Here is a 26,736-nt window from a genome sequence, read left to right as displayed (position 1 = left end):
GGCTCAAGGCTGCGATGGAGCTGCCTTGCGGGCAGCCTTGCGTTCCAGTCCCAGGCGCTGCTCGCGCCAGATGATGAAGATGCCCGCGCCGACCACGATAAGGCCGCCGACCAGCACATGGATCGTCGGCACGTCGCCGAAGACGAAGAAGCCCACGGCAATGCCAAGGATCATCGACGTATATTCGAACGGCGCCACGGTGGAAGCTTCGGCGTAACGATAAGCTTCGGTCATCAGGATCTGGCCGAGACCTCCGCAGCACCCCGCCATGATGAGCAGGGCGGCTTGCGTCATGGTCAGGGAAGCCCAGCCGAACGGATAGGTGAACAGCGACAGGACGGTCGCCGTCAGCGAGAACCACAGCACGATCGTCGCCGTGCGCTCAGTGTGCACGAGGCTGCGCACCACGATCATGGCGCAGGCCGACACCGCCGCCCCTATGAGTGCGGCGGCGACGCCCAGCATTTCCTCGTTGGCCATCCCGCCCCCGCTCTCAAACAAGGTGAGCTTGGGCCAGGAAATGATGCAGACGCCGATCAGACCGACGACGACGGCGCTCCAGCGGAAGACGCGGATAGTCTCGCCCAGGAAGATCGAGCTGAAGACCACCACCAGCAGAGGCTGGGCATAGTTGAGCGTGATTGCCTCGGGCAAAGGCAACCTGGTGAGCGCGAAGAAGCTGAGCCCCATCGCCGTCACGCCAACGGTGCCGCGCAGGATGTGATTGAGCGGACGCCTGGTGTGAAAGGCGGTGAATAACTCTTTGTTGAACCCCAGGAAAACCAGGATCAGCGGCATCGCGAACAAGGAACGGAAGAACACGATCTGCCCCGAGGGCAACGGCCCCGCCGCCTTGATCAGCGACGACATGGCCACGAAGACGGCTACGGACACGACCTTGAAGGCGATGCCGGTGAGCGGCTTGTTGACCCGCGAACTCTCGGAATTCTTCACTTTGTTGCCACAGCGTCCCGGATCGTTTCCCATATGCGCGACGGTGTCGCCGGCATGTCGATATGACGAATACCATAGGCGCGGTAAAGAGCGTCGATGACGGCGTTCATCACGGCCGGCGCCGCGCCAATCGTGCCGGCCTCGCCCGCCCCCTTGATGCCGAGGGCATTTGTGGTGGATGGCACGTTGTGCGTTTCGAAGTGAAACGAAGGCAGGCTGTCGGCACGCGGCACGGCATAGTCCATGAAGCTCGCGGTCAGCATCTGGCCGTCCTCGCCATAGACGGTGGTTTCGCTCAGCGCCTGGCCTATGCCCTGGGCCACACCGCCATGAATCTGCCCGGCAAGCAGCATCGGGTTCACGGTAATCCCGAAATCGTCGACGATGGTGTAGCCGATGATCTCGACATGGCCGGTATCGGGGTCGATCTCGAGTTCGCAAATATGCGTGCCGTTCGGATAGGTAGCCTCATGCTGGACGAAGTCGCCGGCCGCCTTCAGGTCTTCCGGCTTCTTGGCTGCCTTGGCGATCTCCGCGAAACCGATCGACCGGTCGGTGCCGACGATGCGCGCAGTGCCGTCGACCAGCTCTATATCGCCCGGCGCCGCCTCCAACTCGTCCGCCGCGATCCGGCGCAGCTTCTCGGCCAGCGCCTCGCCAGCGCGGGCGGCGGAAGCCCCGCCCAGCGGGATGGAGCGGGAACCTCCCGTGCCGCCACCCGTCTCCAGACGGTCGGTATCGCCCTGCAGCACCTTCACGCGCGCGACGTCGACATTGAGCTTTTCGGCCACGAATTGCGCGTAAGCCGTGGCATGGCCCTGGCCGTTGGACTGGGTGCCGATCGCCAATGTCAGCGTACCATCCGTTTGGAGTTCCAGATAGGCGGGCTCGGAACCGGGAAATGCGCTTGCTTCGACATAGGTCGCCATGCCGATGCCGCGGATCTTTCCGACTGCCTTCGACTGCGCGAGGCGGGTTTCGAAGCCATGCCAGCCGGCACGCTCCATCGCCAGCCGCAAATGTCCCTCGAAGTCGCCGACGTCGTAATTCCGCCCGGACTGGGTGCGATATGGAAACTGCTTGATGAAATTGCGGCGGCGGATTTCGTCGGGCTCGATGCCCAGGTCTCGAGCGCAGGTATCGACCAGCCTTTCGATCATGAAGGCCGCTTCGGGACGCCCGGCGCCGCGATAGGCATCCACCGGCGTGGTGTTGGTATAGACACCATCGATGGTCACCGCCAACGCGCCGATGTCATACACGCCCGTCGACATGGACGCGCCAATATAGGGAATGAACGGACCGTATTGCGAGCAATAGGCGCCGAGATTGGCAAGCGTGCGCACACGCAGCCCCAGGAACCTGCCGTTATCGTCCATGGCCATCTCGGCGGCGACGACATTGTCGCGCCCTTGCGCATCGGCGAGAAAATGTTCGGTGCGGTCGGCAACCCACTTCACGGGTCGTCCAAGGCGGCGCGCTGCCTCGAGCACCAGGGCATGCTCGCGATAGACGAATGCCTTGGTGCCGAACCCGCCGCCGACGTCCGGTGTCACCACGCGCAGCTTCTCGGGCGCGATGTTGAACACTTGCTCGGCCAGAATGGAGCGCATGGAATGCGCGCCCTGCGAACCGGTGGTGAGCTGGTAGCGGTCCTCTCCGGCATGCCACTCGCCGATCGCCGCGCGCGGCTCCAAGAAATTGCTGACGAGGCGGTTGTTGACGAACTCGACGCGCGAAACCTTCGCCGCGGTGGCGAATGCCTTGTCGGTCCTAGCGATATCGCCAATCTCGTAGAGGAAGGCGCGGTTGGAACCCAGCTCCGGCCACACCAGCGGCGTGCCCGGATCGAGTGCCGTGGCGGTGCTGCTGGCGGCTGGCGCGGCATCGTATTCGACCTCGATCAGTTCGGCCGCGTCCTGCGCCTGCGCACGGCTATTAGCGACCACGAAGGCGATGGCGTCGCCCACATGATGCACCCGGTCGCGACACAGGATCGGCACATCGCGGGTGGGCGCCCGCGAACCGTCCGGTTGCTTCTGCATGACACCGGACTTGAGATCGCCGAGGCCGACAAGATCGGCCCCGGTGAGGACAAGGTGAACACCGGGGGCCGTTCGCGCCGCTTCAACAGACACCACCTTCAGGGCCGCATTGGCCACCGGCGAGCGCAGCACGTAGCCATGCAGCATGGCAGGCAGCGAAATGTCGTCGGTGTAGCGACCCTGCCCGGTAATAAAAGCTGCATCTTCGACGCGGAGGACGGATGCGCCCACTCCGAATCTGGGCGTGACGTCGGTCATGGCAGCCCCGCAAGCTTCGGTGGAGAGTGTGGGCCTGAAATAGGTCCGAGGTCAGTTTTGTCGAGGGTGGGATTGGTGTAAATGGCAGTGCAGCCAACTTCTTGTGGGCCAGTCGCGAGCGGCCCGGCGAGAAGACTCGCTCCGCCCTGCGGGGCCACAAGGAGAAAGTCGTGACGATGCGTACAGATACCGGTCAGGTGTTCCGGCTCGAAGACTACCGGCCCAGTGATTACCTGATCCCCTCGACCGAGCTGACTTTCAAACTCTCGCAGGAAAAGACCGTCGTCGTCGCTGAACTCACGATCGAGCGGCGCGAAGGCGTCGCCGGCAATCCGCCGCTGGTGCTGGATGGTGATGGGCTGACGCTGCGGCGCATCGCGATCGACGGCAACCCCCTCGATGCCTCGGCATATAGCGTGACGCCGGATGAGCTTGCGATCGCCGCCCCGCCGGCAGCCGGTCGTTTTCAGCTGACCGTCGAAACCGAAATCGACCCGTCGCGCAACCAGGCCCTGATGGGCCTCTACCGTTCCAACGGCGTCTATTGCACCCAGTGCGAGGCGGAAGGCTTTCGCCGCATCACCTATTTCCTCGACCGGCCGGACATCCTTTCCGTCTACACAGTGCGCATCGAGGCGCGTCGGGACGAGGCCCCGCTGCTGCTCTCAAATGGCAATCTGGGCGAGCGCGGCGACCTCGCGGACGGCTGGCACTATGCGGTCTGGCACGACCCGTTCCCCAAGCCGTCCTACCTGTTTGCGTTGGTGGCAGGCGATCTCGGCCGCGTCGGCGACAGCTTCGTCACGGAATCCGGCCGCACGGTGGAGCTCGGCATCTATGTCGAGCACGGCAAGGAGCCCCTCGCCGCCTATGCCATGGACGCACTCAAGCGCTCCATGCGCTGGGACGAGGAAGCGTTCGGCTGCGAATACGATCTGGACGTGTTCAACATCGTCGCCGTGTCCGACTTCAACATGGGCGCGATGGAGAACAAGGGCCTCAATATCTTTAACGACAAATATGTCCTGGCCGACGAGGAAACCGCGACCGATACCGACTTCGCCAATATCGAGGCGATCATCGCGCATGAATATTTCCACAATTGGACTGGAAACAGAATCACTTGCCGCGACTGGTTCCAGCTCTGCCTCAAGGAGGGCCTGACCGTCTTCCGCGACCATGAATTCTCCGCCGACCAGCGCTCGCGCGCGGTCAAGCGTATCGCGGAAGTGCGCACTCTGCGGGCGCATCAGTTCCCCGAGGACCAGGGTCCCCTCGCCCATCCGGTGCGGCCGCGGCGCTATCGGGAGATCAACAACTTCTACACGGCCACCGTCTACGAAAAGGGCTCGGAGGTGGTGCGAATGATCCGCACTATCGTGGGCGCCGATGCCTTCCAACGCGGCATGGACCTGTATTTCGAGCGCCATGACGGCGAGGCCGCGACCGTCGAGGATTTTCTGAAGGTGTTCGAGGATGTTTCCGGCCGTGACCTGTCGCAGTTCGCGCTCTGGTACCATCAGGCCGGCACGCCCAATGTGACGGTTGCCTGCTCCCATGACGCCCGCGCCGGCGAATTCACGCTGGAGTTCGAGCAGTCTGTTCCGCCCACGCCTTCGGAAAGCCGCAAGCAGCCGATGCACATTCCGCTTGCTTTCGGACTGGTGGGACCGGATGGCCAGGACATCGCCTGGTCGCAAGTAGAGGGAGCGAGCGTCGAGGACGGCGTCATCCATCTGCGCAAGCGCCGGCACGTCGTGCGGTTTTCAGGTGTCACGGAGCGACCCGCCGTTTCCCTCAACAGGGGCTTTTCCGCGCCGATAACACTCGCCATCGAGCAGAGCGCGGAGGACCGGGCCTTCCTGGCGCGGCACGACAGCGACACCTTCTCGCGCTGGCAAGCATTCAACACCCTGCTCACCGAAACGCTGGTCGCTGCTTTCCGCAGCCTGCTCGGCGGCAAGAAGCCGGCATTCGCGCCGGACCTTCTGCAGCTTGCCGGCGCCATCGCTGCCGACGAAACGCTGGAGCCGGCCTACCGCGCACTGGCGCTGTCGCTGCCAGGCGAAGCCGACATCGCACGCGAGATCGGATCGAATATCGACCCGGACGCCGTGCACGCAGGCCGCGAGGCGCTGATAGCGGCAATCGCCGAGGAAAACCGCCAACTCTTCAAGGAGTTGTACGATGGCCTTCACCACGCCGGCCCCTTCAGCCCTGATGCCGCGAGCGCCGGCAGGCGCGCATTGCGCAACGTGCTGCTCGACTATCTCTCCGCCCTGCCGGGCGGCGCCGCGGTGGCGGCCAGCCATTACTCGGCCGCGACCAACATGACGGACCGCATCGCAGCGCTCGCCGGGTTGGCGCATCGTCACAGGAACTCGCCGGAAGCGGTTGAGGCGCTGGCGGCATTTGAAGCCCGGCATCGCAGCGACGCACTGGTCATGGACAAGTGGTTCCAGATACAGGCCTCCACCCCGGGGCCGGAGGCAGTCGAAGTCGTACGCGCGCTGATGGAGCACCCTTCTTTCTCGATCTCCAACCCGAACCGCGTTCGTTCGCTGGTTGGCACCTTCGCAAGCGCCAACCAGACCGGGTTTCACCGCGCCGACGGCGCAGGCTACCGGCTGTTCGTCGAGGCAGTGCTGGAGGTCGAGAAGCGCAATCCGCAGGTTGCCGCACGCCTGGCCACTGCGTTGCGCTCGTGGCGCTCGCTCGAGCCGGTCAGGCAGGCAAAGGCCCGCGAGGCCCTGCTGGAGATCCGCGCAGCCGAAAGCCTCTCCCCGGACCTTCGTGACATCGTGGAGCGGACACTCGCCTGACGCAGGGGCATTAGCAAGTTTTTAAAGGTTTTTTCCACGCGCCTATGGACAACGCGAATCACCTTTGATTCCTTATGGATGATTCGGATGTGCGGTGTTGCCGGATCGTTTTTTAAGAAAAAGGTTTCGGGGGCCTGGATATGGCGAAGGCGGACGCGTTGGGCGCGCCCGGTGAGAGTGCTTTTGTCGAGCGCAGAAGCAGCACTCTAGCAGGAAATGCACGGATCATCGCCGCGCCGGCCTACCGCCGGCTGCTGGCGGCCGAGCCTATCCTGCGCCGCTCCATTCCCGCCCTGATCGTCCTGTTCCTGCTGGTCATCGCCGCAGCGCGCATCCTGTCGCTCTCGGCATGGAACGACGAGGTGGAGCGCAATGCCAAGGCGGTCCTCGGCTTGGCCGCCGCCGAGCTTGCGAATTCGGTCACCATCGCTGCAACCACCGGCACCGCCCTTGCGGAGACCAGCCACGAGTTGCTGGAGCGCACCCTGCAGCAGGGCGCCATGGGCAGCCGGCATGTGCTTGCAATCACCGACGGCGCCTTCAAGGTGCTTGCCGTGTCGCCTGAATCGACCCAGTGGGCGGGCAAGCCGCTCGATGGGATTTTGGCCGGCGCACAGCCACTGTTCCTGTTCGGCGAGCGCGCCGGCGTGATGGAAGTCCGGGTCGACGGCCAGGACTGGTATGCCGCGCTGAGCATTGCCAAGGATCGCAAGGCTGCCGCCGCCGCCCTGATTTCGCGGGATGCCGTCTTTGCGGAGTGGCGCAAGACCGTGTCGCTCAACGTCACCCTGTTTGTGGTGACGGCCGGCGTGCTCATCATCGTGCTCTACGCCTATTTCAGCCAGGCGGCGCGCGCAAAGGCGGCGGACCGCCTCTACCTCGAAGCGCATCAGCGCATCGACATGGCGCTGGTTCGCGGCCGTTGCGGCCTGTGGGACTGGGACATGGTGCGTGGCAAGATGTACTGGTCGCGCTCCATGTACGAGATGCTGGGCTACGAGCCCTGCGACGCGATGCTCTCCTTCGGCGAGGTGGACGACATAATCCACGAGGAAGACGGCGACCTGTTCCAGCTCGCCAACCGCATCGTCTCGCGCGAGATTGACCATATCGACCAGGTCTTTCGCATGCGCCACGCCGACGGCCACTGGGTGTGGATGCGCGCACGCGCGCAGGTGATCGATCCCGATGCCTCGGAAATCCAGATGATCGGCATCGCCGTCGACGTCACCGAACAGCGGCACCTGCTGCTGCGCTCCGAGGCCGCCGACATGCGCCTGCGCACGGCGATCGAGAACATCACCGAATCCTTCGTGCTGTGGGATGCCCAGCAGCGCCTGGTGATGTGCAACACGAAATACCAGCAGGACAACGGCCTCTCGGATCGCGACGTGGTGCCCGGCACGCCGCGCCCGCTGATCGAGCAACGCATGACCGCCTTCGCCGCCGAGCGACGCCTGCCGAGCGCAAACGCGCATCGGGGCGGCGCGACCTACGAGCGCCAGCTCGCGGATGGTCGCTGGCTGCAGGTCAACGAATTGAAGACCCGCGACGGCGGCACGGTTTCGGTCGGCTCGGACATTACCCAGATCAAGCAGCACCAGGAAAAGCTGGTGGACAGCGAGCGGCGCCTGATGGCCACGATCCACGACCTCAGCCTGGCGCGCCGCGCCGAGCAGGAACGCTCGCGCGAACTGGTGGAGCTGAACAAGAAATACATGAAGGAAACCGAGCGCGCCGAGGCCGCCAACCGCGCCAAGTCGGAGTTCCTGGCGAACATGTCGCACGAGCTGCGCACGCCGCTCAACGCCATCATCGGCTTCTCGGAAGTGATGGAGACCGGCCTGTTCGGTCCGCTTGGCTGCACGCGCTACGAGGAATATGCCGGCGACATTCTCAGCAGCGGCAAATATCTGCTGGGCGTGATCAACGACATTCTCGACATGTCGAAGATCGAGGCCGGCCAGTTCTCCATGGAAAGGGAGGAGATCGATCTCGGTCCGCTGATCAGCGAGACGGTGCGGGTGATCTCGCTGCAGGCCGCCCAGAAATCGATCGAGCTGGAGACCAATATCGCAGACTCGATCAGGTTCTACGCCGACCGCCGCGCGGTGAAGCAGATCGTCATCAACCTGCTGTCCAATGCGGTAAAATTCACCGGCCAGGGCGGACGCATCTCGCTGCGCGCGCGCAATGCCGCCGGGGCGCTGATGATCTCCATCGAGGATACCGGCTGCGGCATTCCGAAGGCAGCCTTGAGCAAGCTCGGGCGCCCCTTCGAGCAGGTGCAGAACCAGTTCTCCAAGAACCACACCGGCTCGGGGCTGGGACTGGCAATCTCCCGGTCACTGGCCGAACTGCACGGCGGGGCGCTCAAGATCCGCTCCACCGAAGGCGTGGGAACCATCGTCTCGGTGCGTATCCCCGTGCGCAAGGCGCCCGAAGCAATCAAGCAGGCGGCATAGGCGGGGCCAGGATCAACGGCCTATTGTGAGCTTCGCTTGCCGCGCAGCAACCGGTCGAAAATTCCCCTCATCTTTCGCTCGGTGTCCTTGAGGTACGCTTCCAGCACCCCGAAATCGGGAAGATCCGTCGTATCGAGCAGGAGGTTGGCAAGGCCGGGGGGCATGTCATCGCGCTCGAAAGGCCCGGTCAGGCAGAGCCGCGTCATCTGGGTCAGCCCCAGGTAGAGCCCATAGGCATCGACCAGTTCTTGCCTGACTTGCGCATCGGCGAACTCGGAAGTGAGGTGGGAAAGGATCCCTGCCGTGCCGGTGATGCGTCGATCGGCTTCGACCCGGTGCGTAAGGACCGCCACCTGGGCAATGAATTCCAGATCGATCAAACCGCCGGGAATGAGCTTGAGGTCCCACATATCCCGGGCGGGCTTCTCAGCCTCGATCATCTTGCGCATGCTTGCCGCTTCCTTCGCCACCTTGGCGAAGTTGCGCTCCATGGCGATGACTGTCGCAACCTCGGCCTCGACGGCCTGGCACAACACGGGATCGCCGGCGACAGCCCGCGCACGCGTGAGCGCCATGTGTTCCCAGGTCCAGGCGTCCTCGCGCTGGTATTTGCGGAAGGCGTCGATGTGGGTGGCAACCGGCCCCTTGTTGCCCGACGGCCGCAGCCGCAGGTCTAGCTCGTAAAGAACGCCTTCGGCCGTGGGCGCCGATACGGCTGCGATCAGTCTTTGCGTGAGCCGGGCGTAATAATGGGACGGCGCGAGCGGCTTTTCCCCGTCGCTCTCGTCGACGTCGGCGTCATGGTCGTAGAGCAGGATGAGATCGACATCCGAGCCCGCGGTGAGTTCGCGGCTGCCCAGCTTGCCCATGCCGAGTATGGCTGCCCTGCCGCCCTTCACGCGGCCGTGCCGCACCGCAAACTCTTCGATGACGGCGTCCAGCGCGGAGCCGATGGTCAGATCTGCCAGGTCGGAAAACGCTTTCCCGGCCCTGGCGGCGTCTATGGAGCCGGTCAGCAGGCGCACGCCTATCAGGAATTTCTGCTCGGCAGCGAAGATGCGCAGGCGGTCGAGTATGTCCTCATAGGTCTTGGCGGCCTCCAGGAAGACCTTCAACCGCGTGGCCAGATATTCCCTGTCCGGCAGTTCCGAAAGCAGTCCCGGATCGAGCAGCCCGTCGAAGACGTGCGGCCGGCGGGTGACGATGGCCGCAAGCCTCGGCGCCGCGCCCATGATGGTTGCCAGAAGCCGCAGCAGCGCGGGGTTCGACTGCAGCAAGGAGAAGAGTTGGATACCGGCAGGCAGCCCGGCCAGAAGCTCGTCGAAGCGCATCAGCGCCTCGTCAGCCCGGTGCGTCTTGCCGAAAGCTTCCAGAAGCGCAGGCGTCAACTCGGTCAATCTCTCCCGCGCCTCAGCCGACTGGGTGGCGCGATAGCGTCCGAAATGCCAGCTGCGCATGACCCGGCATATGTCGCTCGGCCGCTGGAAGCCGAGCGTGTGCAGCGTCTGCAACGTGTCGGGGTCGTCCACGTCGCCGGTGAAGACCAGGTTGCCCACGCCCGAAGAAAGCTCCGGCGCGGTTTCGAACAGCGCCGCGTAGTGGCGCTCCACCTGCTGCAGGGATGCGCGAAACTCGGTTGAGAACGCCTCGCGATCGGCGAAACCGAGCATATGCGCGATGCGCTCCAGCCCCTCGTCGTCCTCGGGAAGCGTATGGAGCTGCTCGTCGGCAACCATCTGGATTGCGTGTTCAACCCGGCGCAGGAACCAGTATTGCTGCGTCAGCGCGTCCCTCGCATCGGCCGTTATCCAGCCGCGTGCCGCAAGCTGCGCCAGCATGGGCACGGTTTCGCTGCCTCGCAGTTCCGGAAAGCGCCCGCCGGCAATGAGTTGCTGGGTTTGCACGAAGAACTCGATTTCACGGATCCCGCCGCGACCCAGCTTGACGTTGTGCCCCTTGACCGCGATCTGGCCGTGGCCCTTGTGGGCATGTATCTGACGCTTGATGGAATGAACGTCGGCAATTGCCGCAAAGTCCATGTATTTGCGCCAGACATAGGGCTGGAGTTCCTTCAGGAAGGCCGCGCCCGCCTTCAGGTCGCCGGCCAAGGGCCGCGCCTTGATCATCGCGGCTCGCTCCCAGTTCTGGCCCCGTGCCTCATAGTAGATCAGCGCCGCCTGGACGGGGATGGCCAAGGGAGTGGAGCCAGGATCGGGCCTGAGGCGAAGATCGGTGCGGAAGACATAGCCGTGTTCCGTCCTGTCCTGAAGGATGCGCACCAGCCGTCTTGTCAGCCGAGCGAACAAATCCGCCGCTTCGTAAGGTTCCGGAACCGCTGGCGCTTCGGGATCGAAGAACACCACAAGATCGATGTCGGAGGAGAAATTCAGCTCGTGCGCGCCCAGCTTACCCATGCCGAGCAAGATCCAGCCGGAGCCTTCGGAAGGTTTTTCGGGCTGAGGCAGCTTGAGCTTGCCTTGCCCATGTGCCTCGCGCAGCAGGAAATCCACTGCTGCGCATGTGCATGCATCGGCAAGGTCGCTCAGCCGCCGCACGGTCGTGGCGGTATCGGCATCCGCGGCAAGCTCCGCCAGCGCGATCAGAAAATGCGCTTCGCGCTTCAGCCTGCGAAGTTCGGTCATCAGGCTCTTCTCCGACACGTCTTCCGCAAAGGCGGTCGACCGAATTGCAGCCTGGATGGATATCAGCCGGTCATCGACCGTGTCGTCGAACAGCGCATCGAGCATTTCGGGCCGCTGCCGGGCGCAATCGCGCATGAATATGGAGAGGTCGAAGACCGCTTGCAGGAACACGGCCAGCCGGCTTTCGCCATCCAACAGAGTGGCCAGCCGCTCGAGCCCGTCGTTGCGGGCTGCATCGGCGATCTCCGCCATTTCTCGGCAGGCCCTGTCCCGGTCAAGTGGCATCAGTTCGGGAATGGGCCCTGCGAACCAGTTCTGGTTGCTTGCCGTCGCCGCCGTGCCAGCCGTCATTTTCCGGGCTCCCTTTGTGGGAATATCATGGTGACAGATAGGCCGGGATCGGCCGGGGCGAGTTCGAGCCGGCCATGGTGAAACTTCATAACCGCCTTGGTCAGGCTGAGCCCCAGCCCGGAACCAGGTTGCGAGCGGCTCTTTTCCAGCCGCACGAACCGTTCGGTGGCCCTTTCCCGGTCGGCCTGATCGGGAATGCCCGGACCGTTGTCAACGACCCTCAGGCGCACCTCCTTGTCAGCCTTCTCGAGGCTCACGCGCACCTCTGGCTTGTCGGTGGAACCGAGCGAATATTTGATCGCGTTGTCGACAATGTTCGACAGTGCCTGCCCGATCAGCTCGCGGTTGCCATGGACCACGAAGCCCTCGCCGACGGATGCCACCAGGCTGGCCCCGTCTTCCTCCGCCAGCGGCTCATAGAGCTCGACCACATCGCGCACGATTGCGGCGAGATCGACCTTGCCGACGGCTTCGGCGGAATAGCCGGCCTCCAGCCGCGAAATCATCAGGATGGCGTTGAAGGTTCTGATCAGCTGGTCGGATTCGGCGATCGTGCTTTCCAGTGCGGCGCGATGCTCGGCCGGGCTGGACTGGCTGGCCAGGGCGGCCTCGGCACGATTCCTCAGGCGGGTCAGGGGCGTCTTCAGATCATGGGCGATGTTGTCCGAGACCTGTTTCAGACCCTCATTCAGTTCCGCGATGCGCTCGAGCATGGAATTGAGATTTTCCGAGAGCCGGTCGAACTCATCTCCCGTTCCGATGACAGGCAGCCGGCCCGACAGATCGCCTCCCATGATGCGCCGGCTGGCCTCCGAAACGCTGTCGATATGCTTGAGGGCCCGGCGGCCGACGAAATACCAGATGAGCAGCGCGCCCAGACCCATCATGCCCAGCGCCACCATCAGGGCGCGGCGAACGACGACGCGAAATCTCTCCGGTTCGCTCAGGTCCCGGCCCACCAGGATAATCATTTGGTTGGGCAGCCGAAGAACCACGGCGATCGCCTTGTGCCGCAGCTCTACATGCTCCTGCACGGATTCGGACCCGGAAGAATCCGTGCTTCGTCGCTCGGAACTGCTTTCGCCATAGCGCTGATAGGCGAAGGGGCGCTCGGTCCAGCCATCCACGGACAGAACGCCCGGCTCAAGGCTCTCGACGTTTCCGGAAAGAATGCGCCCGTTGGAATCGGCGATCAGGTAGAGATTTGCGCCAGGCTGACGCGCCCTCCGCTCGATGGTGCGCACCAGGAACGGCAAGCCGCCCCTCTGATAGGACTGGCCGAGCCCCTGCACCTCTTCGTTGATCGTATCCATCGTCTGCGCAGTAAGCATGCGCGACGAGAGCGACGTCATGTAGAAGACCAGCACCACGGCGCACAGCGTGAAGAGAATGAGGTAGAGCGCCGACAGCCGCGCTGCCGTCGTCCGCATGATCGCAGGAAGGCGCAAGGCCATCGGCTAGCCGGCCTTGAGCATATAGCCAGCGCCGCGCACCGTGTGCAGGATCGGGCTATCGAAGCCTTTCTCGATCTTGCTGCGCAACCGGGAGACATGCACGTCAATGACATTGGTCTGCGGATCGAAATGATAGTCCCAGACATTTTCCAGGAGCATCGTGCGCGTCACCACCTGTCCCGCGTGACGCATCAAATATTCCAGCAAGCGGAACTCGCGCGGCTGAAGCGTAATGTCACGCGAAGCGCGGCGCACGGAGTGCGAGAGGCGATCAAGCTCCAGGTCGCCGACCCGATAAACGGTTTCGGCATCGCGCGCGCCTACGCGGCGATTCAGCACCTCGATGCGCGCCAGCAGTTCGGAGAAGGCATAGGGCTTGGTCAGATAATCGTCTCCCCCGGCGCGCAGGCCGGTCACGCGGTCGTCCACCTCTCCCAGTGCCGAAAGGATCAGAACCGGCGTGGTGTTCCCGCGCGAACGAAGGCCGGCAATGACCGAAAGTCCATCGCGGCGCGGCAGCATTCGGTCGACGATCATCACGTCGTATTCGCCGGAATCCGCAAGCGCAAATCCGGTTTCGCCATCGCCCGCCACATGCACGGTGTGTCCTGCCTCGGACAACGCCTTCTGCAAGTAGTCTGCCGCTTCGCGATCATCTTCGATAACGAGAATCTTCATCGCTGTACTATACGCGATTTCAGTCGGCTCAAGGATACTTACCTGCATCGCCGTGTTCCCAAAGAACGCGGCAGCAGGCCGCTCTCGCAACCTGCTGCCGCCTGGCTTTCTGCGAAGCCGCGAAACCTGGGCAGCGATCGGCGCACTGCCGACCGCGACCGTTGCCTAGCCTTGGCTAAGCGGCAAGGTGACGAAGCGGCTCGAGTTTTCGCGCGTCACCTGCACCAGCACGGCCTTTCGGCCTGCCTTGGCCGCTTCGGCCATGGCGCTGGTCATGTCGCTCACGCGGTTGATCTCGATGGAGTTGACGGAGGTAATCACATCACCGGCCTGGATGCCCCGGTCTGCTGCATCGCTGTCGGGATCGACATCGGTAACCACGAGCCCCTTGCCGTCGTCCGCGCCAGTAACGGTCAGGCCGAGGCTTGCCAGGGCGCTCTCCTGCTCAGCCGGCGACGAAGGCCGCGACGATGACGCCTGCTTTTCCGAGGTCGGCAGCTTGCCCAGGTCGATCTTCACCGTCTCCGACTTGCCGTTGCGCCAGAGAGTGACGTCGACGGATTTGCCGGGCGGGTTGGCACCGATGATCCGCGCAAGTTCGCGCGAAGAGGAGACCTGCTTGCCCTCCACCTGGGTGATCACATCGCCGGCGACGATACCAGCCTTCTTGGCGGGACCGTCGTCCTGAGCGCTGGCAACCAGAGCGCCCTTGGCATCCTTGAGGCCCAGCGACTCGGCAATGTCGGGCGTCACAGGCTGCACCTGCACGCCGATCCAGCCACGTTGCACGGTGCCGTCGCTCATCAGGTCCTGCACCACCTGCTTGGCGGTCGAAGCGGGGATCGCAAAGGCAATGCCGACGCTGCCGCCGGATGGCGAAAAAATGGCCGTGTTGACGCCGACGACCTGCCCGCTGAGGTTGAAGGTCGGACCACCGGAATTGCCCCGGTTCACTGCAGCGTCGATCTGGATAAAGTCGTCATAGGGACCCGCACCGATGTCACGGCCACGCGCCGAGACGATGCCGGCGGTGACGGTGCCTCCCAGCCCGAACGGATTGCCGACCGCGACAACCCAGTCGCCAACGCGTACCTTGCCGTCGTCGGCGAATTCGACATAGGTGAACTTGTTGTTTCCGTCGACCTTCAGCACGGCAAGGTCGGTGCGCGGATCGGCGCCGATCAACTTGGCATCCAGTTCCTTGCCGTCATTGGTCACGATCGTGAAGGATGTGCCGCCATCGACGACATGGTTGTTGGTGACGAGATATCCGTCTTCGGAAATAAAGAAGCCCGACCCTTGCGCGACGGGGCGCGGCTGGCGGTCACGATAGCGGTATCCGCGCGGACCGTCCTGGTCGCCGAAGCCGCGGAATTGGCGGAAGAACCGCTTCATCGGATGATCGTCGGGGAGATTTTCAAAGCCGCGCTGTCCCGAGAAGAACCCTTCCTCGTTGCTGGCCGTCTGGTTGGCCTTGGCCTTGACGCGGACACTGACGACGGCGGGCGAAACGCGTTCGACCACGTCGGCAAATCCCGGCACCTGCGGCGCCTCGACACGTACCGCATCGGCAAGAACCGGGATGGTTCCCGAGGTAACCGCGCCGAGGCCGATGGCGCCCGCAACGGCGATGGAGGCGGCAGCGGCGAGAAGCCGGCCGCGGCTCTTCGAAACGGAGTTGGGAGAACTGGTCATGGGCTATCCTCTCGAACAGGGATGCTTGCGAAGCGCACCCTCTGCCAAAAGAGATATTCGCGCCGACCTTACGGCGTTCTTTCCGGCGAATGAAAGTTTCGTAATGTTCGAGGCGGCGGCGAGTTCGCCGTCTATTTGTCCCGGCGCAAAATCGCCTCGAGCACCTGCTTTTCCTGCTCGCTGAGCGCCGAAACATCGTTGGTGCGCCTGGTCCGGGCTGCATAGTACATGGCCGCCCCGCCGCACAGCAGCAGCACCAGCGGCGTGCCCCACAAGAGCGCGTTGCGCAGGCTGAATCTGGGTTTCAGCAGAACGAATTCGCCATAGCGCGAGACGACGTAGTCGAGCACCTGTTCGTCGGTGTCGCCGGCCTTCAGGCGCTCGCGCACGAGAATGCGCAAATCCCGCGCCAGGTCGGCGTCCGACTGGTCGATCGACTGGTTCTGGCAAACCATGCAGCGCAGTTCTTCCGACAACGCGCGCGCCCGGCCCTCGAGGGCCGGGTTTTGCAGCACCTCGTCCGGCTGAACGGCAAGGGCCGCACCGCCTGTCATCAATGCGCAGGCGATCGCTGCCATGGTTATGCGAAGGGACCGCTTCATGGCGCGACCGGCTTCAGTTTCTGAATTGCTCTTGCGCGCGTCGGCGCGCCCACGCGCAGCCGCCGGTCGGTGAGCGATACGGTTCCGCCGATCATCATCACCAGGCCGCCGAGCCAGATCAAGGTCACCATCGGCTTCCACCACATGCGCACAACCACGCTTCCATCGGCGGACTCATCGCCGAGCGCGACATAGAGCTGGCTGAAACCCATCGTTCTGATGCCGGCTTCCGTGGTCGGCATGCGGCGCGCAGGATAGAAGCGCTTGGAGGAAACCACTTCGGCGCGGTCCTTGCCATCGGCTCCCAGCAGCACGAACCTGCCGCGGTCTTCGGTGAAATTCGGCCCTTGTGCAGGGTGAATGCCATCAAAGCGCACGGTGCGGCCAGCGATCTCCACGGTCTGGCCCGGGTGCATCGTCAATATCTGCTCGGTTTCGAACGAAACGACGCTGACGATGCCAAGCATCGTCACGCCCAGCCCAAGATGCGCCAGCGCCGTGCCGAACACCGAACGCGGCAAGCCGATGAAACGGCGGAAGGCGACATTCATCGAGACGTTACCCAGCCCGGACTTCAACGCCAGATCCGTCAAGGCGCCGAGAACGAGCCAGACTGCAATGCCGATGCCAAGCGCGGCGAACACAGTGGCGCCATCGATGAAAAGCATGGCCACCAGCACCGCAAGCAGCGAGCCGCCGAATGCCGTCATCAGGCGCTGGGCCGCCCCGAACATGTCGCCCCGCTTCCAGGCCAGCAGCGGTCCGAAGGGCACGAGCAGCAACACGGGGATCATGAGCGACCCGAAGGTGAGATTGAAGAACGGCGCGCCGACGGAGATCTTGTCGCCTGTCACGGCCTCCAGAAGCAGGGGGTAGAGCGTCCCGATGAGGACCGTCGCGGTCGCGGTCGTCAGGAACAGATTGTTGAGCACCAGCGAGCCTTCGCGGGAGATCGGCTGGAACATGCCGCCCGCCGTCAGGGTTCCCGCACGCAGCGCAAACAGCGCCAGCGATCCGCCGATGAACACGGTGAGAATGCACAGAATGAAGACGCCGCGGCTTGGGTCGGTCGCGAAAGCGTGCACCGAGGTCAAAACGCCAGAGCGCACCAGGAATGTGCCGAGGAGTGACAGCGAGAATGTGAGGATCGCCAGAAGCAGCGTCCAGATCTTCAGCGCCGAACGCTTTTCCATCACGATCGCCGAGTGCAGCAGCGCCGTTCCTGCAAGCCACGGCATGAAGGAGGCATTCTCCACCGGATCCCAGAACCAGAAGCCGCCCCACCCAAGCTCATAGTAAGCCCAATAGGAGCCCATCGCGATGCCTCCGGTCAGGAACACCCAGGCGGCAAGCGTCCACGGCCGCACCCAGCGCGCCCAAGCGGCATCTATCCGGCCTTCGATAAGGGCGGCGACGGCAAAGGAGAAGCAGACCGAAAACCCGACATAGCCGAGATAGAGAAGCGGCGGATGAACGGCGAGGCCGATGTCCTGCAGGATCGGGTTCAGATCGCGCCCTTCGATAGGAGCTGGGATCAAGCGAGCGAAGGGGTTCGAAGTCGTCAGGATGAACAGGAGGAAAGCCGCGCCGATCCAACCCTGCACAGCCAGGACATTGGCCCGCAAGGTAGCGGGCAGGTTGGCGCCGAAGGCCGCCACCAGCGCTCCGAAAAAGCTCAGGATCAAGACCCACAGCAACATGGAGCCTTCGTGGTTCCCCCAGGTGCCGGTGAGCTTGTAGATAAGCGGCTGGAGCGAGTGGGAATTCTCCCAGACATTGGCCACCGAAAAATCAGACTGCAAATAGGCGACCGCAAGCGCGACAAACGACAGCGCCGTCAGTGCAAATCCGCTCACTGTAACCGGGCCGCCCACTGCCATCAGCCGATCATTGCCGGTGCGCGCGCCAACCATCGGCACCACCGATTGGACCAGCGCCAGCGCGAACGCCAGAACCAGCGCGAAATGTCCGATTTCAACCATGGCGGCGCGGATCCTTCACTCAGTTCTCCTGCCACACACCCTTGGCCTTCAGGCCATCGGCGACTTCCTTGGGCATATAGTTCTCGTCATGCTTGGCCAGCACGCTGTCGGCCACGAAGACGCCATCGGAACCGAAACTGCCTTCGGTGATCACGCCCTGCTCTTCCCGGAAAAGGTCCGGCAAGATTCCGGAATAAGTGACCTTGACCGACTTTTCGTGGTCGGTCACGCCGAAGCTGACCTGCGTTCCCTGCCCGCGCACGATCGTGCCCTTTTCGACCAGTCCTCCGAGGCGGATGCGCTGGCCGGGCTCCAGCGTCGCCGCCTGCAGGTCGGCAGGCATGTAGAAATAAGAAGCCTTCTGCCCAAGCGCGTAGAATGTCAGTGCGGTCGCCGCCACCAGGAAGGCCGCACCGCCTGCAATGATCGACAATCTCTTCTGCTTGCGCGTCATGCGTTCACTCCGTCGCCGACAAGCCTAGCGTGGCCGCGAATTCGGCGAATTTCCGACCGTCTTCGGTGCTGGCTCCCAGCGCTGCAAGCCCTCTGGCAAGCGCGTCCTGGGCCTGGTCCTTCTTGCCTAGCACCATGTAGGAACGCAGAAGCCGCTGCCAGCCTTCCGAGTCATGCGGGTTCTGCCGCAGCTTCTCATCCAGCCCGGCGACCATCGTTTCGATCATCGCCTTGCGATCCTGCTGCGACATGGCCGCGGCCGCATCCATGTCCTGCTGCGTCAGGCCGGCGTCCGGCTTGGCGGGCCCCTCGGCCACCCTGCGCGTGGTTTCCGCCAAGGCCTGTTCGGTAGGAGAACGCCATGGCGAGTCCGCCGGCAGGCTGGCAAGCATGGCTTCCCACGCCTTGACTGCCTCGGCCATCTTCCCGTCCTGCACCAGCGCCATGGCAAGATAGAAGCGCGCCTTCGGCTGGTCCATCTCCAGTTTCAGCGCACGCTCGAACGCCTGCTGCGCCTCGGCTGAAACCAGCCCGTCGCCCGCATTGGTGAGCGCCTCGCCGAGGCCGGATTCGCGAGCGGCAGTGGAACCTTGCAGTCGTATGGCGTTGCGGTAGGCGGCCGCCGCATCGTCAAAACGCCCCAAGCGGGCATATACCGGCGCCAGCACATCCCAGCCGCGACCGTCCTGCGGATTGGCGGCAAGATGGCCTTCCGCACGTGCAATCAACTCGTCCACGGAACTTTCCGCGGGATTTTGCGCGAGGCGTTCGCGAAGCGGCTGTGCCGGTATGTCCGGGGACCCGAGAACGCCGTAAAGACCCCAACTCACCAGCGGCACCGCGAGAACGGCGGCGGCGCCCACGATCCTGCCGGCATAAGTGAAACGCGACGATAGCCGCTCGGCGGCTCCATCACCGCCCAGCCGAATGATCCGCCGTGCGATTTCCGCCCGCGCCTGTTCGGCGTCCGCGGGCTGGATCAACCCGCGCGCGACGTCGCGCTCGAGTTCGCCGAGTTGATCGCGATAAACCTCAAGGTCATGGGCGCTGCCCGCGGCGACGCCTCGAGCGCGCCCGGCCAGTGGCAGCAATACCGACAAGCTGGCCCCAAGCGTAAGCAGGGCGGCGATCAACCAGAAAACCATGCCCTCTTAATATCCTTCGACGGATGCAGTGCCAACCTGCATCGCCTGCGGCGGATTGACGGTGGGCGGCTATTCCAAGGCGTTTAAAGCCTGGTTCAGGTCAGCGGCGTCCAACTCCCATCCGCATTGCGGCAGGCCGTTCCACGTGCAGTGCGCGACTGCCCGGAAATATAGACCGTTTGCGAATATTGGCGACAATCCTGGGAGCCGACTCGATAGGGCTGCGCGGCAACCACCTGACCCGACCGTCCGGACCGACTGCCCTGCCAGCTTACCGGCTGGCCGCTCTGCGTATATTCCAGCGCCCGGTATTCTGCCTCCAGCGCGTTGCGGCGCTCACGTTCGTCCAAGCCTGTGCCTATCGACCCGCCGATGAGGCCGCCTGCCATCGCGCTGATGATCGTCGCAGCAACCCTGCCCTTGCCGGCGCCTGCCTCGCCTGATGCAAAACCGCCGGCTGCCGCGCCGGCGGCTGATCCCCTGGTGCCGTTCAGGCCGACTGTGCTGCAGCCCGAAATTGCAAGCAATCCGCCCGCGAGTGCGATGCCAATTCTCACGCCTGCCACCAATTCGAAATTCCCCTAACCGATCAAAGGCTTGCAAGGTCTGCGATAGGACCGATATTTGGCCGAAATTTGGCCAACCGGGAACTTCCGCCACAATACTTCTCTATTGTACTCGGCGTAGCTGGACAATCGCTTTCAGGCCCCCGAGCGACGAGCGCTCCAACATCAGTCGGCCGCCATATTCGTTGACAAGTTCGGCCACGATCGCCAGGCCCAGCCCTGTTCCGGGTTTCGTCTCGTCAAGCCGCTTGCCGCGTCTAAGAGCTTCGCGGGCCTTTTCCTCGGGAATACCCGGCCCATCATCCTCGATCACCAGCGAGAATTCGGCAGAAGCCGAGGCTTGCTGGCCGATCTGCGCCACAGAAACGCGGACGTTCCCGTCAGCCCACTTCATTGCGTTTTCGAGCAGGTTGCCGACGATCTCCTCGAGATCCTCACGTTCGCCACCGAAAACGATTTCGGCTGGCGGCGCTACGAGGGAAAGGTTGATACCTGGGTTCAGCTTCGCCATCACCCTCACCATCCGCTGAAGCACGGGAGTGACGGGCGTCCTGAACACGACGCTGTCCCGCTGCGCGGCCACTCTGGCGCGGCGCAGGTAGTGCTCCACCTGGCTTTGCATCGCAGCAGCCTGATCGGCGATCAGTTTTCCCTTTTCTCCGCCGATTGCGCGTCCTTCGTTCAGGAGCACGGCAAGCGGCGTCTTCAGTGAGTGAGCCAGGTTCCCGACCTGGGTGCGCGAGCGCTCGATGATGCGCCGGTTGTTGTCGATCAATGCGTTGGTTTCATTGGCCAGCGGTTCGATTTCGACCGGGAATTTGCCATCGAGCCTCTGGGCGCGTCCCTCGCGCACCATGGCCAAGGCCTCGCGCACGCGCCCGAGCGGCCGCAGACCGAGCAGAATCGCAATCGCGTTGATCGCGATCATGCCAACGCCAAACATCGACAGATAGGTGAACAGGCGCTTGTCGAACGCCCCGATTTCCTTCTCCAGTTCGCTGCGGTTGCCCATCACGCGAAAGCGGGCAATCCTGTTCTTGGCATCGAGAACGAATTCGTTCTCCAGCACCTCTATCTCCTCGCCGGAGATGCCCTGCATTCTGTAGTTGCGTTGAAACGATGCATTGAACGGCACTTCCGAGACCTGGGGAGACGGTATGGTCTCGGTCGTCGACAGCGAGCGCAGCGTCCCGCTCAGTCCGGGCGACACCGGCTCCACCGCCCAGTACCAGCCGGATTCGGGTTCCGAAAACCGCAGATCACCCAGATCGGGTCCGCCGGTCAGGACCCCCGGTTCCGACACGCCCACAGAACCGATCAGGTTGAATAGATGCGCCGAAAGCAGGCTCTCGAAGCCTCTCTCGCTCGCCTGCCGGTAGAGTGTCGCAATCACCGTATAGATGACGATGAGCGCCACCACCGCCCACACCGTGGAAAAGGCGATGACGCGGAAGGCCACCGATCGTGGGCCGAAATTCATCTCGCAATCCTGCGGTCTAGGTGGCCGGCGAGCATCTGCCGCACCTTCACTGAGCAGGCTCGCGTATGCGGTATCCCATGCCTCGGACCGTCTCGATCATGTCCACGCCCATCTTCTTGCGAAGCCGGCCTACAAACACCTCGATCGTGTTGGAATCCCTGTCGAAATCCTGGTCGTAGAGATGCTCGACCAATTCGGAACGCGACACCACATCGCCCATGTGATGCATCAGATAGGCAAGCAGGCGAAACTCATGTGAGGTGAGCTTCAGCGGCACGCCGTCCACATCGGCCTTGGAGGCCCTGGTGTCCAGCCGCAGCGGACCGCACGAAAGTTCCGACGAAGCATGGCCGGCAGCACGGCGAATGAGAGCGCGAACACGCGCCAACACTTCTTCGATATGGTACGGCTTGGTCACGTAGTCGTCAGCGCCGGCATCGATACCGGCCACCTTGTCGCTCCACCGGTCGCGTGCAGTCAGGATCAGAACCGGCATCTTCCGGCCGTCGCGCCGCCAGCGCTCGACCACGCTTATCCCATCCATCTGCGGCAAACCGATGTCGAGCACCACAGCGTCGTAGGGCTCCGTGTCGCCAAGGAAATGCCCTTCTTCGCCGTCGAAAGCTCGATCCACCACATAACCGGCATCGCTCAAAGCCTCGGAAAGCTGCCGGTTCAGTTCCTTGTCATCTTCAACGACCAGTATCCGCATTCAATTATTTTTCCGTCACCCCAAAAACAGGCAAAGCATCCGATCAATTCTTGTCTCATGCGAATCGCCGCATGCCTGTGTCAATTCTGTGGCACCACGAATTCAGACCGGCGGGGGCGTTGCCCATCCTTTCCGGGCACGAGCACGACAATCACGCACACCGACTGTCCTCCTTGCGTGGCGGCGCTCGCCTTGGCAAGCGTACCGCCATTCTGGGCAGCGACCTGCTGGCCGATGGCATAGCAATCGGCTGCAGCGATAACGAAGCTTTCATCGCCCTGTCCCGCAGCCGGCGCCGCAACAGATTGCGACGCGACGAGGCCTGACAGGCAAAACGCCAGGGCGGCAGACCGGAATCGGGAGCGGGTCATAATCATGGTCGTCGTTTTAGGAGATGGCTGCTGAACGCGAAATGAACATAGATCAGCAGCTAATCCGCTAGCCTGCAAGCCCCATCGGCTCCCTCGGGGAAAGCGAAGGGGAGCAGGGACATTTGCGCAACCATATCGCGTTCTAGATCAGTGACATCCGGTGGATCAGAGGAAGCCCCCAGCCAGCCGCGACACTCAACTGCCTGACCTTGATACTGACCTCGGCCGCGCCGCCTCCCAGGTCAGCCTGCATCATTGCCGCCGGATAGACCCATCGGGGCTCAGATACCGAGAGAGTGCGGACCGTCCCGCCATCTGCATCCGCAATATCGATTCGATATTCCTCACGCTCCTCACCCAGGGGAATTTCGCTGGCATCCCAGTCATCCGCACGGCTCCTTCCCCGTCGAATCCATGAAATTGCGAGGTCACCGTTTCTCTTCCGCTGCGCTCTCAAATGCACCGGCGCCAGAGGCAGGCGTGCACGCATACCTCCCGCTGCCTGGACGGTGGCAAATCTGGCGTCCGAAAATTCGGCACCGGCCGGCCCCACGCGCCAGTTCAGCAAAAGGCCGATCTCCGAGGCCCGCAGCCCCGCGGGCCGTACCGCCTCGTCGAGGAGAACAAAGCTCGAGCCCGCTGGGGCACCTGCCTCCATCGCGTCGCCGGTTCCAAGCTGGCCGCGCAGCAGCGTTTGCAAGCGCCAGATGTCCGGCCCGATTTCCTCCGCCTCCCGGAACTGGATCACCTCCCAGGCGCCATTCGCCGATTTGATAGCGGCGGCATTCGCCCCGTTGAGAAGTTGCAGGCGGCTCACGCTCGAGAGTTCGGCGTCGAACATTTCCACGATGATGGGATGGCGTCGGTCGAGCCGGCCCTCGCGCCCCTGCGGCAGTGCTTCCATCAGGCGGCCCATGCTTGCAGGCTGGGCTATCGCGCCGCGTTGGGCAAAGCCGGTGTCCTCCGGCGAAGCAAAAAGCAGCTGGCTTTTCCAGGTCTTCTGCCAAACGGCAGCCCTGAACTGATCTTGCGGCTCGCCCTCGCCCGGCCCTGAGGGAAGGTCCAGAAACTCCACATGCGGCTGACCGACGATGCTGGGAGCAGCGGGCTTCGGCTCGATTTGCGCAGGGTGCCAGCCGCTCGGTGACGAACGCACGATCTGCCTGGCGGCTACCTTGCGAACGAGCCCGTCCTCGATTTCCGTCACCATGAATTCGTAGTTCGCGCCAGTTCCGGCCAGACGGATCACCTTGCCCGGCACAATTTCCGCGTTGGGCGAGGTAACAGCGAAGCTGACGCTTTCGCGCTCGGCCCATATTCGCCGCATCCAGTCGTCCAGAAGCGCTTTTGCCTCCGCGCTTTCCAGCACGCCCGGAAAGGAAATGACCTGCTGCCGACTTCCAGGGACGCCTTGGCGAACGGAGCGGACAGTTCCCGCCTGATATTCCATGAGCGGATCGCGGAATGCGAGAATGCCTTCAACCGGCAGATGGTGGTCCGGCATCCGAACCGTCTCGACCACCGTGTTGCGGCCGTCATAGACGAACTCGGTGATTTCGAGCGGCCCGCCGTTGCGCCTTGCACGGCTTCGAAAGACCAGTCGGTCAGCCTCCTCATGCACTGCGATGTCAAACAACTCGATGAGCGGCTCCAGTGCCGCCCGCGCCGAAGTCGGGTCCGCTATCACATAACCCTGCACGGTTCCGTCGACTTCGAGTGTATCGGCTGGCGGCAGGCCGTGGTCCGCGAGGATACCTTCGATCAGCGCCGCCACCGAAGGGTTGCCCAGCCTGCCATTCAGCCAGTGGCCACGGCTCCAATTGTCGCCGTCGGACCAGACATCCTTGCGCAAGGGAAAGGCCGGATAGGGCCTTGCGTCCCAAGCCCAAAGGTAGATTCGCTCCGGGTCCACCATCCTGCCGCCGTAAAGCGGCGAGAGGGGATTGTTTTCTTCCTGGAAACCCGCGCCCTCCGGACACCAATGACGCGCATGCGCGTCCAGGAACCGCTGCTGTGCAAGGTCGCAGCGACCGCCATTCGAAAAATACGGGATCGCATTTTCTACCGACTTCGGGTCCGGAAAGACGTTGGGCTGGTTCGGCCCCTTGTCCACCGCGGGGCAGCCAAGTTCGGTGAACCAGATCGGCTTTGAGCAAGGCACCCATGCCGTCGGATTATAAACCTCCTGTCCGCCGACACGGTTGTAGTGCCTGTTGCTCCACCAGCCGACCAGGTCCTTGTAGCGATAGATCCAGGGCTTGCCATGGCTGCCATCGGTTATCGGCGCGCGTTCGCGGTGCAGGCGCGCATCCGGCGAAGGATAGTACCAGTCAAAGCCCTCGCCGCTCGCGATGGCATGGGCGAGGCCCGCCGCATCATAGGTTCCATGGAAACCGTCCGGGTTCGCGCCGGAATAGTCCTCATCGCGCCAGTCCGACAGCGGCATGTAGTTGTCCATGCCAACGGCGTCGATCGCTGGATGGGCCCACAGTTCATCGAGATGGAAATAGACGTCCCCGCTGCCGTCTGCGGGCTGATGGCCGAAATACTCGCTCCAGTCCGCGGCGTAGGTGATCGCCATCCCGGTCCCGGATATCGCCCGCACATCGGCTGCCAGCGCACACAGGGCCTCGACGAAAGGAAAGGCATCGTTCTGGTCGCGCAGCGTCGTCAGCCCACGCAGTTCGGTTCCGATGACGAACGCGTCCACGCCGCCAGCGGCTGCCGCGAGATGCGCGAAATGCATAAGGAAGCGCCGGTACCCCCAGTCGCCCGCCGGGCCCGTGAACCTCACGCCGTCGGAGGTTGGCGCAAATTGGGTGCGCAGCGCACCGCCACAGATGGCCGCCACCTGCGCGCGCGCGGCCGTCGTCCGGTCGGTGCTGCCAGGGCGCATCGGTGCGGGGAAGCAGGTGATCCGCCCCCGCCAGGGATAGGCCGCCTGCGCCGCCTCGCCATAGGGGTCTGGCAGCGTGTTGTCTGCCGCAATATCCATCATGACGAAGGGGTAGAGCGTCACCTTCAGCCCGCGCGCCTTGATCTCGCGGATTGCCGCGATGATGCTCCGGTCCGATGGCGTACCGCCATAGGCCGGCCCGTCGCCAGACCAGGACACGACCTCGGCCGCGCCCCTGCCGATGCCTGAAGAGCTCCAGGCATCCGAGAAACCGGAGGCCGTTCGACTCGTTACCATCGGGCGTATCCGGCACTCTCCCGCCCGCAGATCGTCGCCGAACCAGGTGGCGACGACGGCCACATGCTCGAGGTTGGGGCAAAGCATCTGCAACTCGTCGAGCGATGCCGATAGATTGCTGCCGGCGTGCAGAACATGGCGGTTTGCGGCGCTGCTGTCGCCGGGCCGCTTCTGCTGGGTAACGAGGCGCGGCGACAGGCCATACTCAGTCGCTCCGGGGATGAGACAAACCGCCCGCACCTGCCGGGCTGTTTCGCCTACCGGCCTCAGCACCTCGAACTGGAACTGCGGAATGCGATTACCAAAGTCGCCAAGCGCGAAGCGCTCGAACACCACATAGGCCAAGCCGCGATAGGCCGGCGCGTTGCCGGTCCCCTGCTTCGCCTCGATCAGCGGGTCGACCGGCTGATCCTCGCTTCCACGATAGATCCTCACCTCGAAGTCGTTGCGGTCGATCTCCCTGCCATCAGCCCAGATGCGGCGAACCCCGGCGATCTCCCCTTCGCACAAGGCGAAACCGACATTGGCGAAATAGGAATATTCGGTCACGCGTGGGCCACCGCCCTTGGAGCCCTGCCGCCTGGTGGTGCTCGCCTCCTCGAAGCGGGTGGCCCAGATCAGCGTGCCGCCTATGCGCGCACTGCCATAGACGCGCGGAATCGAGGCGCCCTCCTCGGCCGTGAAGGGCCTCGCGCCAGTCAGGCGCGGTCCCTCGACATGTCGAGTGCTGTCGATCAAGGCGCGGTCTATGGCGTAGCCGGCCATCGCTCCGACCGCCGAGCCGATCGCGCTTCCCACGGGGCCGAGCACGCCGCCAAGCGCGGCACCGGCAGCCTGCAGCAAAATGGTAGCCATCGGAGCCTCCGGA

At 63.6% G+C, this 26,736-nt stretch carries 17 protein-coding genes; 2 read left to right on the top strand and 15 right to left on the bottom strand.

Annotated features, from left to right (window positions below; all coding sequences use genetic code 11):
- Positions 1 to 3 precede the first annotated feature (3 nt).
- Positions 4 to 987 (bottom strand): DMT family transporter, encoded by a 984-nt coding sequence (locus tag ABLE86_RS07620; RefSeq protein WP_348778316.1) that lies wholly within the window; start codon positions 985 to 987, stop codon positions 4 to 6.
- Positions 951 to 3,257, bottom strand: a complete 2,307-nt coding sequence (locus tag ABLE86_RS07615) for a xanthine dehydrogenase family protein molybdopterin-binding subunit (RefSeq protein ID WP_348778315.1) — start codon at positions 3,255 to 3,257, stop codon at positions 951 to 953. The genes ABLE86_RS07620 and ABLE86_RS07615 overlap by 37 nt, the downstream gene beginning before the upstream one ends.
- A 176-nt stretch (positions 3,258 to 3,433) precedes the next feature.
- On the opposite strand from ABLE86_RS07615, the gene pepN reads away from it, so the two are divergent.
- Positions 3,434 to 6,079 carry an aminopeptidase N gene (pepN, locus tag ABLE86_RS07610; RefSeq protein ID WP_348778598.1) on the top strand — a complete coding sequence of 882 codons (2,646 nt, stop codon included), beginning with the start codon at positions 3,434 to 3,436 and terminating at the stop codon, positions 6,077 to 6,079.
- Positions 6,080 to 6,219: 140 nt separating this feature from the next.
- A complete protein-coding gene (locus tag ABLE86_RS07605; protein ID WP_348778314.1) occupies positions 6,220 to 8,544 on the top strand; it encodes an ATP-binding protein in 2,325 nt (774 codons plus the stop codon).
- Positions 8,545 to 8,564: 20 nt separating this feature from the next.
- On the opposite strand, the gene ABLE86_RS07600 is transcribed toward ABLE86_RS07605, so the two are convergent.
- From ABLE86_RS07600 to ABLE86_RS07540, 13 genes are all read right to left on the bottom strand, one after another.
- A complete protein-coding gene (locus tag ABLE86_RS07600; protein ID WP_348778313.1) occupies positions 8,565 to 11,537 on the bottom strand; it encodes a bifunctional [glutamine synthetase] adenylyltransferase/[glutamine synthetase]-adenylyl-L-tyrosine phosphorylase in 2,973 nt (990 codons plus the stop codon).
- A complete protein-coding gene (locus tag ABLE86_RS07595) occupies positions 11,534 to 12,991 on the bottom strand; it encodes an ATP-binding protein (RefSeq protein WP_348778312.1) in 1,458 nt (485 codons plus the stop codon). Before ABLE86_RS07595 ends, ABLE86_RS07600 begins: the two co-directional genes overlap by 4 nt.
- 3 nt (positions 12,992 to 12,994) lie before the next feature.
- Positions 12,995 to 13,669: a response regulator transcription factor gene (locus ABLE86_RS07590; protein ID WP_348778311.1), complete on the bottom strand. Its 675-nt coding sequence runs from the start codon at positions 13,667 to 13,669 to the stop codon at positions 12,995 to 12,997.
- Between the two features lie 165 nt (positions 13,670 to 13,834).
- Positions 13,835 to 15,364, bottom strand: a complete 1,530-nt coding sequence (locus tag ABLE86_RS07585) for a Do family serine endopeptidase (protein WP_348778310.1) — start codon at positions 15,362 to 15,364, stop codon at positions 13,835 to 13,837.
- A gap of 131 nt (positions 15,365 to 15,495) precedes the next feature.
- A complete protein-coding gene (locus ABLE86_RS07580; protein WP_348778597.1) occupies positions 15,496 to 15,942 on the bottom strand; it encodes a cytochrome c-type biogenesis protein in 447 nt (148 codons plus the stop codon).
- 20 nt (positions 15,943 to 15,962) lie between these two features.
- On the bottom strand, positions 15,963 to 17,948 hold the full coding sequence (locus ABLE86_RS07575) for a heme lyase CcmF/NrfE family subunit (protein WP_348778309.1): 1,986 nt from the start codon (positions 17,946 to 17,948) through the stop codon (positions 15,963 to 15,965).
- Positions 17,949 to 17,967: 19 nt separating this feature from the next.
- Entirely contained in the window at positions 17,968 to 18,402 is a 435-nt protein-coding gene (gene ccmE, locus ABLE86_RS07570; RefSeq protein WP_348778308.1) for a cytochrome c maturation protein CcmE, read from the bottom strand.
- Positions 18,403 to 18,406: 4 nt separating this feature from the next.
- Positions 18,407 to 19,546, bottom strand: a complete 1,140-nt coding sequence (ccmI, locus tag ABLE86_RS07565) for a c-type cytochrome biogenesis protein CcmI (protein ID WP_348778307.1) — start codon at positions 19,544 to 19,546, stop codon at positions 18,407 to 18,409.
- Between the two features lie 95 nt (positions 19,547 to 19,641).
- Positions 19,642 to 20,103 (bottom strand): hypothetical protein, encoded by a 462-nt coding sequence (locus ABLE86_RS07560; RefSeq protein WP_348778306.1) that lies wholly within the window; start codon positions 20,101 to 20,103, stop codon positions 19,642 to 19,644.
- Between the two features lie 112 nt (positions 20,104 to 20,215).
- Positions 20,216 to 21,592, bottom strand: coding sequence for an ATP-binding protein (locus ABLE86_RS07555; RefSeq protein WP_348778305.1), 1,377 nt, complete (start codon positions 21,590 to 21,592; stop codon positions 20,216 to 20,218).
- Positions 21,593 to 21,638: 46 nt separating this feature from the next.
- Positions 21,639 to 22,304, bottom strand: a complete 666-nt coding sequence (locus ABLE86_RS07550; RefSeq protein ID WP_348778304.1) for a response regulator transcription factor — start codon at positions 22,302 to 22,304, stop codon at positions 21,639 to 21,641.
- A gap of 80 nt (positions 22,305 to 22,384) precedes the next feature.
- Positions 22,385 to 22,681 (bottom strand): hypothetical protein, encoded by a 297-nt coding sequence (locus ABLE86_RS07545; protein WP_348778303.1) that lies wholly within the window; start codon positions 22,679 to 22,681, stop codon positions 22,385 to 22,387.
- 136 nt (positions 22,682 to 22,817) lie between these two features.
- Entirely contained in the window at positions 22,818 to 26,723 is a 3,906-nt protein-coding gene (locus ABLE86_RS07540; RefSeq protein WP_348778302.1) for a glycoside hydrolase TIM-barrel-like domain-containing protein, read from the bottom strand.
- Between the last annotated feature and the right edge of the window lie 13 nt (positions 26,724 to 26,736).

It is taken from the genome of Mesorhizobium sp. KR2-14, assembly GCF_040049255.1.
Classification (GTDB): Bacteria; Pseudomonadota; Alphaproteobacteria; order Rhizobiales; family Rhizobiaceae; genus Pseudaminobacter.
This window is presented reverse-complemented; position numbering and strand designations above follow the sequence as displayed.

What these genes read in the sequence shown, in the direction of transcription:
- ABLE86_RS07620 (WP_348778316.1), bottom strand. Translation starts at nt 987, where the DNA reads ATGGGAAACGATCCGGGACGCTGTGGCAACAAAGTGAAGAATTCCGAG.
- ABLE86_RS07615 (WP_348778315.1), bottom strand. Translation starts at nt 3,257, where the DNA reads ATGACCGACGTCACGCCCAGATTCGGAGTGGGCGCATCCGTCCTCCGC.
- pepN (WP_348778598.1), top strand. Translation starts at nt 3,434, where the DNA reads ATGCGTACAGATACCGGTCAGGTGTTCCGGCTCGAAGACTACCGGCCC.
- ABLE86_RS07605 (WP_348778314.1), top strand. Translation starts at nt 6,220, where the DNA reads ATGGCGAAGGCGGACGCGTTGGGCGCGCCCGGTGAGAGTGCTTTTGTC.
- ABLE86_RS07600 (WP_348778313.1), bottom strand. Translation starts at nt 11,537, where the DNA reads ATGACGGCTGGCACGGCGGCGACGGCAAGCAACCAGAACTGGTTCGCA.
- ABLE86_RS07595 (WP_348778312.1), bottom strand. Translation starts at nt 12,991, where the DNA reads ATGGCCTTGCGCCTTCCTGCGATCATGCGGACGACGGCAGCGCGGCTG.
- ABLE86_RS07590 (WP_348778311.1), bottom strand. Translation starts at nt 13,669, where the DNA reads ATGAAGATTCTCGTTATCGAAGATGATCGCGAAGCGGCAGACTACTTG.
- ABLE86_RS07585 (WP_348778310.1), bottom strand. Translation starts at nt 15,364, where the DNA reads ATGACCAGTTCTCCCAACTCCGTTTCGAAGAGCCGCGGCCGGCTTCTC.
- ABLE86_RS07580 (WP_348778597.1), bottom strand. Translation starts at nt 15,942, where the DNA reads ATGGCAGCGATCGCCTGCGCATTGATGACAGGCGGTGCGGCCCTTGCC.
- ABLE86_RS07575 (WP_348778309.1), bottom strand. Translation starts at nt 17,948, where the DNA reads ATGGTTGAAATCGGACATTTCGCGCTGGTTCTGGCGTTCGCGCTGGCG.
- ccmE (WP_348778308.1), bottom strand. Translation starts at nt 18,402, where the DNA reads ATGACGCGCAAGCAGAAGAGATTGTCGATCATTGCAGGCGGTGCGGCC.
- ccmI (WP_348778307.1), bottom strand. Translation starts at nt 19,546, where the DNA reads ATGGTTTTCTGGTTGATCGCCGCCCTGCTTACGCTTGGGGCCAGCTTG.
- ABLE86_RS07555 (WP_348778305.1), bottom strand. Translation starts at nt 21,592, where the DNA reads ATGAATTTCGGCCCACGATCGGTGGCCTTCCGCGTCATCGCCTTTTCC.
- ABLE86_RS07550 (WP_348778304.1), bottom strand. Translation starts at nt 22,304, where the DNA reads ATGCGGATACTGGTCGTTGAAGATGACAAGGAACTGAACCGGCAGCTT.
- ABLE86_RS07545 (WP_348778303.1), bottom strand. Translation starts at nt 22,681, where the DNA reads ATGATTATGACCCGCTCCCGATTCCGGTCTGCCGCCCTGGCGTTTTGC.
- ABLE86_RS07540 (WP_348778302.1), bottom strand. Translation starts at nt 26,723, where the DNA reads ATGGCTACCATTTTGCTGCAGGCTGCCGGTGCCGCGCTTGGCGGCGTG.